Origin of the sequence: Chryseobacterium sp. PvR013 (assembly GCF_017833095.1) — a bacterium.
Taxonomy (GTDB): Bacteria; Bacteroidota; Bacteroidia; order Flavobacteriales; family Weeksellaceae; genus Chryseobacterium; species Chryseobacterium culicis_A.
Genome location: NZ_JAFIBT010000001.1, coordinates 1,724,591 through 1,740,941 on the forward strand (window position 1 = coordinate 1,724,591; position 16,351 = coordinate 1,740,941).

The window sequence follows — 16,351 nt, forward strand, 5'->3', positions numbered from 1 at the left end:
ATTCAGAATTATTAGTAAGATACTTTTCTAAGTTCTTTTTGTCGTTTGGGTTCCGCTGTATGATGAAAAACAATCATATCAAGATTTCTATTTAAAAAAGTGATTTCCCCATTAATATCGGTGTATCTATATTCACTATTTTCAGCAGTATATTCCGGTAAATCTATACTTTTTGTAAGTTCATGAGTCTCTCCGTCCAGATGTATGGTTACCTTATTAGTAGTATTATTGATAATAACCTCCATTTCATCCTCTGCGAATTGATCGTCCAGATAAATGTTCTTAATAATATGATTAGAATGAGTCTGTTTTTCAGCCTTAAATAATTTTGTTTTTCCAGGCTGTTCACACGCTGTTACTGAATAGATCAGTATTGTTAAAAAGAAAAGTAAATTTTTTTTCATGGCAATACATTATATAATTTGTTATGGTTAGCAACAATGACAAAATATTCATGGGGCAGTTACCCCACCATTGTTGTTAACTGTAAAGCTTGCGATGAAAATGTAGTTCCCCTACTTATCTGTGTAAATTTAATACTTATGCAATATGAAAACTATGCGATAAATGTAGATTTATATAGAATTTAATGTAAAATTATCACTACCATAAGTGTGTTTTCATACTATAAATACTTTCAGACATCATTTCTATTTCGTGTTGAGAGTAAATAAGAAATAAATAACAGAACGGAATATGGTTACAATTATAATAAAAAAGCAACCAGGAATATATCCTGGTTGCCAACCTAACCAAATCAAAAACCTATAAAAAGTCTTCTTTAAAATATCGGAATCATTTTTTGGGGATTATAAATTAATCTTTTAATAATATCTATGATAAACTCCTCTTCTTTTATAATTTCCTGGTGTGATGCCTCAACCGGATAGACCATTAATAAGTCTGAATGAGCTGTCGTTTCATTCACATTATTGCAAGCCAACTGATGGATATGATCAAAAAGCAACTGGTTTTCTTTTTCTCCCTTAACCATGGCTTTTAATAATACCATTCTTGTAAATTTCAAACGAGTAGAAATTTTTTGTCCGACAATACAATGTTCAGCCAATGCAAACTTTTTTGATGCTAAAAAAAGATCACTATCGATAGGAGCTTTAAATTCCTCACTTATTTCTTCATCACTAGGCATGGAAGAGAGCTCCATCAATTTTGCATCTTCAGCTCTGAGTATAGTATCCAACATCAATATTGTAATATTTCTGTGTCCTCTGCTTTCTAAAATCGAAGCAATCTCCAGAGCAATCTGCCCACCTAAGCACCATCCTATTAAAATATACTCTTCCTGCTGACTGGCTTTCTGTATCACTTCAATATGGTTTAGATAATACATGGCCAAATCATTAAGATTGCTTATTTTTTCATCATTATATAAGTTATAGGAATCCACCCCATAGCACTGACAATAAGGTTTTAGCTTTTCAGCAAGTCCCTTATATACTTCACATCCTGCTCCACCCGGATGGATCATAAAAGCTCTGGGTTTATCAGTAACATGGTTTAAAGCAATGACCGCTTTATATTCAGGTTCATAGTGATTGATAACCCAACTTAATTTGTTAATCGTCTTTTCATTAAAAACATCGATAACCTTAGGTTGTATCCCTGTTCGCTGATAAATTTTATTGACCAGTTTAATAGCCATAATACTATTCCCTCCCAATCGGAAAAAATCATCATGGATACTGATATGATCTGCGTCTAAACCTAATACTTCTCCGTAAATCTCCACCAGCTGCTCCTGTAAAGGCGTCTGAGGACTTACATATTCTGTTTCACCTGTAAATAAAGGTTCTGGTAATGCCTTTCTGTCTATTTTCCCATTAATAGTAACTGGTAATGCTTTCAAATGAACATAAGCCGAAGGAACCATATAATCAGGAAGAACTTCCGATAATAACACTGAAATATCTCCGGAGTCAAGCGGATTCTCTGAAACATAATAAGCAGCAAGGTATTTTAATCCCATACTGTTCTCCCTGCACTCCACTACCGCCTGACGAATGCCATTCAACCCAAGAAGAGCTGTCTCAATCTCTCCTTGCTCAATACGGTAACCACGAATCTTGATCTGTGAGTCGTTACGCCCCAGATATTCCAGATCCCCATTTGGAAGGATACGCACAAGGTCACCGGTTTTATAAATCCGTCCATTATAACCTAATACTTGTTCTTCTTCAGTCTGAAAGGGATTAGCCAAAAAGCGCTCTGCAGTAAGCTCAGGAAGATTTAAATATCCTCTTGATACTCCAACTCCTCCTACATACAGCTCTCCGACTGCTCCAATAGGAACAGGACGTAAATAAGAGTCCAGAACATAGACCGAAACATTATCAATAGGGCGCCCGATATTAAGAGGATTACCTTCTTCATCATAATGATGAACGGTCGCACATACCGTTGTTTCTGTAGGACCATATTCATTAAGGAAAATAATATCCTTATAGCAGCTCCTGTCAATATCAGGAAAGCTCTCTCCGCCGGCGAAAATCAATTTTAATTCCGTATCAACAAGAAGATCCTTCAATAATACAGGTGGAATGAATGACACCTCGATGCCATTTGCTTTTATATAATGGTTAAGATCCGCTACAGAGGTCCTCTGTTCATTACTGAATAACCAAAGCGTATTACCGTGGCAAAGCACAGGAAATACCTCATTGACAAAAGCATCAAAAACATAATTCGAATAACAGCCCACATTTGTATATTCATTAAAGCGGTGGGACCGCGTCATAAAACTTACAAGATTCACTACCCCACTATGCTCAATCATCACACCTTTAGGCATACCTGTTGTTCCACTGGTATAAATAACATAAGCCAGATGGTTGGATCTTACTTCGGTGACAGGATTTTTTCTAAAATATTTTTGGATTCCGTCTGCTGCATCTGCATCATCCAAATTTAAAATCGCAGGTCCTTTCTTAGCGATTGCTGAAACATATTCATGCAGCTTAGACACAGTCTGCTCTTCCGCAAGAATAAGACGGGCCCCTGTATCATTCAGGATATGACCCAGCCTCTCTACAGGGTAACCAGGATCAAGAGGAACATAAGCTCCGCCTGCTTTTAAAATACCTAAAATACCTATCAGCATCTTTTCTGAACGGTTAAAACAAATAGGGATCAGTTCATCAGGACGGATATCATAATGCTGGATCAGATAATGGGCAAGCTGGTTAGCCTTTTCATTAAGATCTCGGTAAGAAAGACGTACATCTCCAGATACCAGCGCTGTAAGATCAGGAGTTCTGAAAGCCTGTTCTTCAAATAAGCCATGAAGGGTAGCCTCCCTGTCATATCCTGAATATTTTCCATGTTGACCTGATACTGCTCCATCCCCTTCTTTAATCCAGCGAAGCTCACTAAGTTTAACCTCGGAAGATCCTCGCTGGAACAAACTAGAAAATTGCTCCAGAATATACTGATATGTGTTGATCATATCCTCAATCGTAGAATCTTTGAACAGAGATTTTGAAAAGTTAAATGTTCCACACAGCTCTTCTCCCTGATTGTCAATAATTGTGGTCAGATCAAACTTAGAGGTTTCATCCTGTATCCCACTATTAAAAGGGTGGAAATAACAATCTTCACCATACCACCTTTTATTTCCCGATTCAAAAAATTTCAACCCGAACATCACCTGAAATACAGGATGACGAGAGGAATCAGGCTCAACATTAAGAGCATCTACCAATTTTTCAAAAGGCAGATCCTGATACATCTGACCTCTCAAAACACCAGCAGATACATCATTGATAAAGTCGCGAATACTTGCGTTAAAATCCAATTTTTGGCGAAGAACCAATGTATTCACAAAAAAGCCAATCATATTCTCCAGCCCCGGATAATGACGGTTAGCAACCGGAGTACCGACAATAAGATCATCCTGGCCACTATATGAAGCTAGCATCAAGTAATAACCACTGAGCATCAAACTGTATAAACTGACTCCTAAATCCTTCGACATGGATCTTAACCGTGAACTCGTTTTGGATGAAAGACTGAAATATAGATTTTTTCCTTCATAACTCGTTCGGGAAGGTCGTTGAAAATCTAATGGAAGATTCAGCGTTTCAAATTCAGAAAGCTCATCCAACCAATATTCCAGCTGCTTGTCTAAAACCTTTTCGGTTACATATTTTCGATGCCATAAGGCAAAGTCTTTATATTGAAATGGCAAAGAAGGAAGCGTAGGAAGAACACCTAAAACAAGAGATTGACAAATACTGTTTAATTCAGCTAAAAATATTTCCATTGACCAACCATCAAAAGCTATATGGTGAAACACCACAGACAAATAATAGTCGTCTTCATAATTTAGTACTTTTACTCTTATCGGCAAGTCTTCCCGAAGATTAAACCTTTCATTCATATCTTCGCTAAGCATCTCCCTAAAATCTTCAAAGCTTCCTATCTCTACCAAAGTTAATTCCAAAGACTGATCACTTACATACTGATATCCTGATCCATCAGGATCTGTCAAAATAAGAGTACGTAGAATTTCATGTCTGTCAAGAAGCATATGGAAAGTCTTCTCTAAAAAACGGAGAGTTACTCTCTTATCCAGTCGGAAAACCATAGGAATATTATAGGCATGGCTTCCTCCTTCATAGTTTTCAATAAACCATAATCTTTCCTGACCAAAGGACAAGTACTGCTCGCTAGTATGCTTTACAATAACTGGACTGATCTCTTCAACAGCAAATTCCGGCAAACCTTCAAGGGCTCGTGATAAACCTGCAATACTTTTATGATTGAAAACCATCCCTCCCGTAGCCCGTATCCCTGTTCGCTGATAAATTTTATTGACCAGTTTAATAACCATAATACTATTCCCTCCCAATCGGAAAAAATCATCATGGATACTGATATGATCTGCGTCTAAACCTAATACTTCTCCGTAAATCTCCACCAGCTGCTCCTGTAAAGGCGTTTGAGGACTTACATATTCTGTTTCACCTGTAAATAAAGGTTCAGGTAATGAATTTTTATCCAATTTTCCATTGATAGTAACAGGTAAAGTTTTCAAATGAACATAAGCTGAAGGAACCATAAAATTAGGAAGCACTTCAGATAATAACACTGAAATATCTCTGGAGTCAAGCGGATTCTCTGAAACATAGTAAGCAACAAGGTATTTTAAACCCATTTTGTTCACTCTACACACTACTACTGCCTGGCGGATACCATTCAATGCAAGAAGAGCAGCCTCAATCTCTCCTGGCTCAATCCGGTAACCACGAATCTTGATCTGTGAGTCGTTACGCCCCAGATATTCCAGATCACCGTTTGGAAGTATGCGCACAAGGTCGCCAGTTTTGTAAATCCGTCCATTATAACCTGATGCTTTTTCCTTCTCAGTCTGAAAGGGATTAGCTAAAAAACGCTCTGTAGTAAGCTCAGTAAGATTTAAATATCCCCTTGATACTCCAACTCCGCCTATATATAGCTCTCCGACAGCTCCAATAGGAACTTGACGCAAATAGGAATCCAGAACATACACTGAAGTATTACCTAGAGGTATCCCAATATTAAGAGGATTACTATCATGATGTCGTATTTGTTTATAGGTGGCATAAATAGTAGCTTCAGTAGGACCATATAAATTATATACGTTCTTATAAAGGGACCAGTACTTCACCGTTTCTTCATCCCCTGGTTCACCTGCATACATCAAAGTCTGTAAAGAAGGAAAATCACAGCGAGGCAGTAAAGAAAGCATTACGGGAGGAAGATAAGCATGGGTAATATCATGAGTTAAAAGATATTCCTTAACCAGATTAATATCTTTTTTAGTATGTTCGTCCAATAGGTGCAATTCATTGCCGTATAACAATGCACTAAAAAACTCAGAAACAGAAACATCAAATACATAAGAAGTATAGGCACTAAATTTTCCCGTTTCACAAAAGTTATATATTCCTCGTATTTCTTCTGTAAGGTTGACAACACTCGTATGCTCAATCATTACGCCTTTAGGCTTACCTGTTGTTCCACTGGTATAAATGACGTACGCTAAATTACTGGATTTTACATCAGTTTCAGGATTATCAGTTCTACAACTGCTAAGTTCTTTAATCATCTTTTCATCATCAAGACAGATAATATCCGATACCTCATATCCAAGTTTACTTACAGAAGCAGATTCAGTAATGATCAAACGAGCTCCGGTATCCGGCAGAATATGCTTCCTTCTTTCTGATGGAAAGCTGGGATCCAAAGGAACAAATGCTCCTCCTGCTTTCAGTACAGCGAGAAGACCAATGAGCATTTGCTCTGAACGACTTAAGCATAAGGGGATAAGTTCGTCAGGTTTTATTTTATATTTTTCAAGTAAATAATGAGCCAGACGATTCGACCTTTCATTAAGCTCTTGGTATGTTAATTTTATTCCCTGATAAAACAGTGCTGTTTGGTTGGGAGTTCGGCACACCTGTCTTTCAAATAAACTGTGAATGGTGGCTTCTCTATTATAAACAGAATAGGTTCCATTGCAATCAGAAAGCCAATTAAAATCTTCCGTCTCCGATAGATGAAGTTCAGAAAGCTTTATTTCCGATTCTCCGGAAAGATGTAATGCCGAGATCTGTTTTAGAAAATAAAGATAAGCAGATTTCATCCTTTCTATTGTTGATTCCGCATAAAGACAACTTGCATAGTTAAATGTTCCGGATAAAACGTCATCAGTATCATCAATCATAGTCGTAATATCAAATTTAGCCATATCATAAGAAACCCTGCCTTCAAAAGGATGAAGAAAGGAATTTCCTTTAAATACATTACCCGGAGTCTTGCTAAAGCTTTCAAAACCGAACATCACCTGAAAGATAGGATGACGTGATGAATCTTGTGCAATATCAAGTGCGTTAACGAGTTTTTCAAAAGGAAGGTCCTGATTGGCTTGTGCACCTAAAACTGAAGCAGAAACTTTTTTGATAAATGATCTGACATCTGTATTATAGTCAATTGTTTCACGAAGAACTAGTGTATTAACAAACAATCCTATCATGTTCTCAAGTCCCTGATAATGACGATTGGTAAATGGTGTTCCCACAACAATATCATCCTGTCCGGAATAAGAAGATAGCATTAGATAATATCCGCTGAGCATCACACTATATAAACTGACTCCAAGCTTTTTTGCTAAAGATCTTAAATCAGAACTGATCTGTGAAGGTATTATAAATGAAATAGTACATCCTTCATATGAGATTTCCGACGGTCGTTTAAAATCCAAAGGCAGGTTCAAAGTTTCAAAAACCTTTAGATAAGACTGCCAGTATTCAAGCTGCTTTTTTAAAGTTGTATTATTAAGATACTTTCGCTGCCATAACGCATAGTCTTTATATTGAAACTCCAATGTTGGAAGCTCATATTGATAACCTGAAAATAATGCTTGATAAATAACATAAAGCTCATGTAAGAAAATTTCTACCGACCACCCGTCAAAAGCAATATGGTGAAATACTATAGACAGATAGCAATGATCATCCATTGAAAAAACACGTATAGAAAGAGGAATTTCTTCTGACAAGCAAAATATTCTCTTTGCTTCTTTACTTAATTCCGTTTCCAGAGCATCAAAACTGCTTACCTCCTGAACAGTCAATTCTAAGTAAGGATCTGTAACCTGTTGATAACCTATCCCCTCATTGCTGGTTAAGATCAGACTTCGAAGAATTTCATGTCTTTGCATAACACTTGCCAGAGATTCAGCCAAAATGGAAATATTTACACTTTTATCTATACGGCACACAAGCGGTATATTATATGAATTGTTTCCTCCTTTGTATTGATCTATAAACCACAATCCTTCCTGAGAAAATGACAAAAGCTGATCTTCCGCGTATCGAACGTCTGCCCGATCTATGCAAATAGTTTCAGTAGTAAAGTTTTCAAGTACAGTGGCCAGTTCGACAATACTTTTATTATCAAATACGGCTGATACATTAACCTGCATATCCAAATCCTGTCGAATTTTAGCAATCAGCTTAATAGCCATAATACTGTTACCTCCTAATCGGAAAAAATCATCATAGATGCTGATATGATCAGGATCGAGATCCAGGATTTCTCCATAAATCCACACAAGTTGCTCCTCTATCCAGGTCCTGGCCGCAACATATTCCGTTTCCCCAGTAAACAAAGGTTCCGGTAATGATTTTCTGTCCAGCTTTCCATTTATTGTCAGCGGAAGTTCATTCAAATGCACATAAACCGAAGGAACCATATAATCCGGAAGTATTTCTGATAACAAAGCTGAAATATCAGCAGACTCAAACGGAACATCCGACACATAATAAGCAGTAAGATATTTTAACCCCAGACTGCTTTCCCTGCACATCACCACAGCTTTGTGGATACCACTTAACCCAACAAGAACCGCCTCAATCTCACCAGGCTCAATACGGTAGCCACGAATCTTTAACTGAGAATCGTTACGACCCATATATTCCAGATCACCATTTGGAAGAAGACGAACGAGATCTCCCGTTTTATAGATCCTCCCATTATAATTTGATGCTTTTTCCTCTTCAGTCTGAAAAGGGTTTACTAAAAAGCGTTCTGCAGTAAGCTCGGGACGATTTAGATACCCCCGGGATAGACCTACTCCACCAATATACAGCTCTCCGATTGCGCCAATGGGAACGGCACGCAAATAGAAATCAAGAACATATGCTGAAGTATTACCAATCGGACGGCCAATATTGAGAGAATTACCATCTTCGCAATAATGATGATAGGTAGCACATACTGTTGTTTCTGTAGGACCATAAGCATTAATCACGTCAATTCCATATTTTCTGTAGCATTCCATGATTTCAGAATTAGTAGTATCTCCGGCAACAATAATTTTCTCTAATGGTAAAATTGATTCTTTATCCAATAAAGCTGGAGGAATCGTAGCAACTTTAATATCATGCTGAATAATATATTTCTGCAATATCTCCAAATCTGTTCTCGATTCGTTTGGCAAAACATGCAAGATATGTCCGAGTGCAAATACCGAATATACTTCCCAAACATGTGCATCAAAGACATAATCAGCATACCAGAGTAAATTTTTCTGTTCTGATCGATATAATGTTTCCTCCAGATCCAATATTGAGGCCTGCTGTTCTATTAAATTCACAACCCCATTATGTTCAATCATTACACCTTTAGGCCTACCTGTTGTTCCACTGGTATAAATAACATAAGCCAGATGGTCGGGTCTTACTGCGGTAACAGGATCTTCTCTGAAACACCTTTGAATTCCAGCTGCTGCCTCTGCATCATCCAGATTCAAAATAACGGGTCCATTCTTAGCAATTGCTGAAACATATTCATGCAGCTTAGACACGGTCTGCTTATCCGCAAGAATAAGACGAGCCCCTGTATCATTCAGGATATGCCCCAGCCTCTCTACAGGGTAACCAGGATCAAGAGGAACATAAGCTCCGCCTGCTTTTAAAATACCTAGAATACCTATCAGCATCTTTTCTGAACGGTTAAAACAAATAGGGATCAGTTCATCAGGACGGATATCATAATGCTGGATCAGATAATGGGCAAGCTGGTTAGCCTTTTCATTAAGATCTCGGTAAGAAAGACGTACATCTCCAAATACCAGCGCTGTAAGATCAGGAGTTCTGAAAGCCTGTTCTTCAAATAAGCCATGAAGGGTAACGGCTTTGTCATAATCTGAACATATCCCATGAAGACCGGGCATTGCTGAATTAATCCAGCGTAGCTCACTAAGTTTAACCTCAGAAGATCCCCGCTGAAACAAAGTAGAAAACTGCTCTAGAATATACTGATATGTGCTGATCATATGTTTAATTGTAGAATCTTTGAACAGAGATGTTGCAAAGTTAAATGTTCCACAAAGCTCTTCTCCCTGATCATCAATCATCATAGTCAGATCAAACTTAGAAGTTTCATTCTGTATCCCTCTGTTGTAAGGATGAAAAAAACAATCTTTACCATCTGTTTCTTTCGCTCCGGAATCCCCACCCTGAAATCCGAACATCACCTGAAATACAGGATGACGAGAGGAATCAGGTTCAATGTTAAGAGCATTTACTAATTTCTCAAAAGGCAGATCCTGATGAATCTGACCTCTTAAAACACCAGCGGATACATCATTGATAAAGTCGCGAATACTTGCGTTAAAATCCAATTTTTGGCGAAGAACCAACGTATTGACAAAAAAGCCAATCATATTCTCCAGCCCCGGATAATGACGGTTAGCAACCGGAGTACCGACAATAAGATCATCCTGGCCACTATATGAAGCCAGCACCAGATAATAACCACTGAGCATCAAACTGTATAAACTAACTCCTAAATCTTTAGACATGGATCTTAGTTGGGAACTTGTTTCAGGAGAAATACTGAAATATAGGGTCTCTCCTTCGTAGCTCATTCGGGAAGGCCTTTGAAAATCTAATGGAAGATTCAATGTTTCAAATTCAGAAAGCTCACACAGCCAATATTCCAGCTGCTTGTCTAAAACCTTTTCGGTTACATATTTTCGATGCCATAAGGCAAAATCTTTATATTGAAATGGTAAAGAAGGAAGCGTAGGAAGAACACCTAAAACAAGAGATTGATAAATACTGTTCAACTCGCGTAAAAAAATTTCTATAGACCATCCATCAAACGCAATATGATGAATGACTACAGACAAATAATAGTCACCTTCATAATCCAGTACTTTTACTCTTATCGGCAAGTCTTCCTGAAGATTAAACCTTTCATTCAGTTCCCCACTGATCACCTGCATAAAATCTTCAAAGCTTCCGATCTCTACCAAAGTTAATTCCAAAGACTGATCACTCACATACTGGTATCCTCCTCCATTAGGATCAGTCAAAATAAGGGTTCGAAGAACTTCATGTCTGTCAAGAAGCATATGGAACGCCTCCTGTAAAAAATTGATATTCGTTTCATTATCCAAACGCAACACCATAGGAATATTATAGACATGGCTTCCTCCTTCATAGTTTTCAATAAACCATAATCTTTCCTGACCAAAGGACAAGTACTGCTCCCTGGTATGCTTTACAATAACTGGACTGATCTCTTCAACAGCAAATTCCGGCAAACCTTCAAGGGCTCGTGATAAACCTGCAATACTTTTATGGTTGAATACAACTCCTCCCGTAGCCTGTATCCCTGTTCGCTGATAAATTTTATTGACCAGTTTAATAGCCATAATACTATTCCCTCCCAATCGGAAAAAATCATCATGGATACTGATATGATCTGCGTCTAAACCTAATACTTCTCCGTAAATCTCCACCAGCTGCTCCTGTAAAGGCGTCTGAGGACTTACATATTCTGTTTCACCTGTAAATAAAGGTTCTGGTAATGCCTTTCTGTCTATTTTCCCATTAATAGTAACTGGTAATGCTTTCAAATGAACATAAGCCGAAGGAACCATATAATCAGGAAGAACTTCCGATAATAACACTGAAATATCTCCGGAGTCAAGCGGATTCTCTGAAACATAATAAGCAGCAAGGTATTTTAATCCCATACTGTTCTCCCTGCACTCCACTACCGCCTGACGAATGCCATTCAACCCAAGAAGAGCTGTCTCAATCTCTCCTTGCTCAATACGGTAACCACGAATCTTGATCTGTGAGTCGTTACGCCCCAGATATTCCAGATCCCCATTTGGAAGGATACGCACAAGGTCACCGGTTTTATAAATCCGTCCATTATAACCTAATACTTGTTCTTCTTCAGTCTGAAAGGGATTAGCCAAAAAGCGCTCTGCAGTAAGCTCAGGAAGATTTAAATATCCTCTTGATACTCCAACTCCTCCTACATACAGCTCTCCGACTGCTCCAATAGGAACAGGACGTAAATAAGAGTCCAGAACATAGACCGAAACATTATCAATAGGGCGCCCGATATTAAGAGGATTACCTTCTTCATCATAATGATGAACGGTCGCACATACCGTTGTTTCTGTAGGACCATATTCATTAAGGAAAATAATATCCTTATAGCAGCTCCTGTCAATATCAGGAAAGCTCTCTCCGCCGGCGAAAATCAATTTTAATTCCGTATCAACAAGAAGATCCTTCAATAATACAGGTGGAATGAATGACACCTCGATGCCATTTGCTTTTATATAATGGTTAAGATCCGCTACAGAGGTCCTCTGTTCATTACTGAATAACCAAAGCGTATTACCGTGGCAAAGCACAGGAAATACCTCATTGACAAAAGCATCAAAAACATAATTCGAATAACAGCCCACATTTGTATATTCATTAAAGCGGTGGGACCGCGTCATAAAACTTACAAGATTCACTACCCCACTATGCTCAATCATCACACCTTTAGGCATACCTGTTGTTCCACTGGTATAAATAACATAAGCCAGATGGTTGGATCTTACTTCGGTGACAGGATTTTTTCTAAAATATTTTTGGATTCCGTCTGCTGCATCTGCATCATCCAAATTTAAAATCGCAGGTCCTTTCTTAGCGATTGCTGAAACATATTCATGCAGCTTAGACACAGTCTGCTCTTCCGCAAGAATAAGACGGGCCCCTGTATCATTCAGGATATGACCCAGCCTCTCTACAGGGTAACCAGGATCAAGAGGAACATAAGCTCCGCCTGCTTTTAAAATACCTAAAATACCTATCAGCATCTTTTCTGAACGATTAAAGCAAATAGGGATCAGTTCATCAGGACGGATATCATAATGCTGGATCAGATAATGGGCAAGCTGGTTAGCCTTTTCATTAAGATCTCGGTAAGAAAGACGTACATCTCCAGATACCAATGCCGTATGCTCAGGAGTCCAAAGCGCTTGTTCCTCAAATAATCCATGAATCGTAGCCTCCTTATCATAATATTTAATCGTATCATTCTGGGAAGAAACTACTCGGTGATGCATTTCATAATTCAATAAATGGTAATCAGAAATTAATCGATTGGTTTTATTATCCAATAAATCATCCAGAATACAGATAAACAGATTTTTATAAAGCTCTATAAAGTTTATAATCAATTCGGGATTAAGTTGAGAGCTATTATATATTATCTTAAAGTAAAGTATTTCATTTTTAACTTCCTGTTCCATAGAAATCATGTCAACTGCATTTAAACTTAATTCATCATTAACTGTTATATCAGCAATTCCATGATAATCAATAAAAAGGTCCTTGAAGCTAGTCTGAGAAAAATTAAACTCCAGAATATCAGGTCTTGGAGCGTACTTCATAAGATCCAATATAGGCAAGTAATCCGCTTTGGTGTTCCATAAACTATCGAGGTACTCCATATTTTGCTTAATCAGATCCTTAAGTCTGCTATCAGAAGAAAAATAATATCCTTTAACAGTAGTATTAACATGTGAGCCTAAAATATAGTTTTGCTGTTTCTTAATACTTACCGGGTAATTAATAATCAGATGATTAACCTCTGATATTCGATGGAGTAAAATAGCAAGTACTAGCTGTCCATAGGCATAAGGAGTCAGTTTATAAGTTTCCGTTAACAAATTTGTTTTGGAAAGTATTTCTTTGGAAAATTCAAAGTTTATTTCATTGAATGAACTATAATCACTTACAGACTTATTATACACTTCTAGAAACTTGAAACCCGGATTTTCAATGCTTGTTAAATGTCTTTTCCAAAAATCAGCAATTACCTCCTTTCCATTATTCAATATAGTCCTTACCTCCTTATTCATTTCATTAAGTAAATGTGCCTGCTCGAAAAGGCTTACTGGATTGTCATAACTGCTATTATTATAATATTTACTCAATTCACTATGAAGAAAATTATCTGTCAGCCGATCAATAAGAATGCTGGAAAACACATAGATTATTCTATATTTTCCATCATCCTGTTTAATAATATAAAATCTTGACAGTAGATCATTTTCAAGGTCAAATGGCTTTAGTACAAGCTTTAAAAGCTCTTCATAATCAGTCTGATTAGGGAGAGATACGAGCAGCGGAGTCGTATCAGACAACTGCACCTTGCTTTTCCAAAACAATTCTCCATCCACCTTAACTATATTACTATTAACCAATAAATTATGATTAACAAATCTTACCAGACTTATATTGAGCCTTTCTATATCAATAGTTCCTGAGAAGGTCTGATCTAAAATAATGTGAGGATCACCTTTCAAAGGATTTAACTTCCAATTGTCATAAAAAACTTCCTGATAGGGAGTCAGTTTTAATAAAAATTCTTTCTTCATCATAATAAGAATATTAATTACATATTACCTCTCCTGAATAACAGATACTTTAATTATCTTTTGATAGCTATGTCTTAATGATTATTAGTGTAATGAAAAGAAGAATCTTTATATTTTTAGTCATGATACAAGCTTCATTTTCTTCAATATATATTTACCATTTGTTTACAAATAAGAAATAATGGTAATAAGTATTCTTTTTCAAGTGTAAAATTAACACACTCATATCATACTGATTACCAATACTGTGTAGTTTTATATTGCAATACATCAAGAAAAATATCTATAAGACATCCCCTTGAAAGCTTTTGTATGATCCCTAAAGAACGTTGTGTGCTAGTGAAAAAACTACATTTAAATAGTGATAATACGACTGTTAGTTTATAGTTACCTAAGTGATAAGAATGTAATTTTGTATATGATCACTTTCAGAGAAGCCGATCAAACTGATCAAAGAAATATTGAAATGTAAGTTAAGTATTACATTGATAGAAATCTCGATAAAATTATCTCAACATTCGGGTTGCTGTACATAGTCTAGAACATATGCTTTATGTATTCACAGTGTACCGACATGAATTTTGATAAATCGGTTTAAAATTTATATTATTTATATAACCATGAAATTAATAAACGAACATATATATTCGGAATGGTTCGCGCCATCTAATATCCTTTTTAAAGTGTTTTTTAAGTTATTTTTTTTAACTATGTGGCGGCAATGCATATCATCATTCCCATTGCCGCGCTTTTTAACTCCCTATAATTGACGTATTTATACATAAGTTTTATTTTAATTACAGATGGAGCTGTCTCAAAAATGAGACAGCTCATTTTGTTTTTAAAGCTATCTTACAATTCGTCCGTTATAGATAATTGAAAGTAAAATTTTTGCTACAAATCTAAGCGCAGGTATTTTATATTGCATAAAAATCCCGGAGAACTTCTTTCTCCGGGATTTTCTATATTTTGAAAATTATCTATTTGAATATATAATTTAAAGTTAAGGCTATCACCTGTTCTGACTTTTTACTATCATTACCTCCAATTTCATTTACAAGGCCTGGATATGTATCTGAGAATCCTAAATCGTACCTTAAAGCCAATTCAACTTGCCGCTTGTAACTATATCCTACTCCTAGTCCAAGTCCCCAGTTGAAACTCTTAGCTTTACCATTTACACCTGAAGGCTGTTTTGGATCAGTAACATCAGGATTGTAATAAGGTCTTCCTACAGGAGTATTTTTTACATTCTGATTGACTAAAAAATTAAATCTAGGACCTATTAATCCAAAGAATTCAGATTCGGATTCTGAAAAGTATCCTTTGAAATAAAGAGGTACACTTAGATAATTATTAGCATATACCGCATCATAACCATCTTTTCCTTTGGCATCTTTATCTTTCCCGGTTTCTCCCGCCCCATAATATAACACTTCCGGTTGGATAAAGAATTGATTAGTTTTACCCATCGGTATCATTGCCAAAGCTCCTCCTTGAAAAGTATATCTTGCACCGGAGGGATTATGGGCATTGGCTACCCTTGAATAGTTCGCACCTGCAGTAAGGCCAAACCTTGTGTTTTTCAATTGCACTTGAGCAAAAGACAAACCAGAAAGAATCAAAGTTGAGAATAATAAATGTTTTTTCATGTGCTGTGGTTTTATATTGTTTTGAAAATTTTCACTGTCATTTCAATATTAAGAGATAATAAATCAACATAATTGTAAGACTATATCTTAATCTGAAATACTAGCACTATTGCTATGATATAAAAGAGATCCGGCAATTGTGTGGCCATGCCGGATCATTAAAAACATAAATATCTACAGTATGAAACAATAATGTAGAAAATTCTTTAAAGAGACATGACAAATGTAAATAGATATTTCCTCATATATAACTGAATATCAATAGTATTATCACTAATATCAAGTAGTTTTATCACTACTATAAACTCAATGCATTAATTCAGTCGCTTGAATCAAGAGGTGCCAACATTAATTAAACTACAACCTGTGAAAACAAAAAAACATGTATCTCAGTCGGAAAGCTCAACCATAATTTTGATTTTACATACAAAATGTATAGTTAATTTGTTTGAAA

The 16,351-nt window shown here is 36.5% G+C and carries 3 protein-coding genes; all 3 read right to left on the minus strand.

Going from position 1 to position 16,351, the window contains the following annotated elements:
- Positions 1-11 precede the first annotated feature (11 nt).
- On the minus strand, positions 12-404 hold the full coding sequence (locus JOE44_RS07705) for a hypothetical protein (protein ID WP_209785071.1): 393 nt from the start codon (positions 402-404) through the stop codon (positions 12-14).
- Positions 405-781: 377 nt separating this feature from the next.
- A complete protein-coding gene (locus JOE44_RS07710; RefSeq protein WP_209785072.1) occupies positions 782-14,248 on the minus strand; it encodes a non-ribosomal peptide synthetase in 13,467 nt (4,488 codons plus the stop codon).
- Between the two features lie 977 nt (positions 14,249-15,225).
- Positions 15,226-15,897 carry a porin family protein gene (locus tag JOE44_RS07715; protein WP_209785073.1) on the minus strand — a complete coding sequence of 224 codons (672 nt, stop codon included), beginning with the start codon at positions 15,895-15,897 and terminating at the stop codon, positions 15,226-15,228.
- Positions 15,898-16,351: the final 454 nt, after the last annotated feature.

Coding starts and splice junctions, on each gene's coding strand:
- JOE44_RS07715 (WP_209785073.1), bottom strand. CDS start 15,897: ATGAAAAAACATTTATTATTCTCAACTTTGATTCTTTCTGGTTTGTCT.
- JOE44_RS07710 (WP_209785072.1), bottom strand. CDS start 14,248: ATGATGAAGAAAGAATTTTTATTAAAACTGACTCCCTATCAGGAAGTT.
- JOE44_RS07705 (WP_209785071.1), bottom strand. CDS start 404: ATGAAAAAAAATTTACTTTTCTTTTTAACAATACTGATCTATTCAGTA.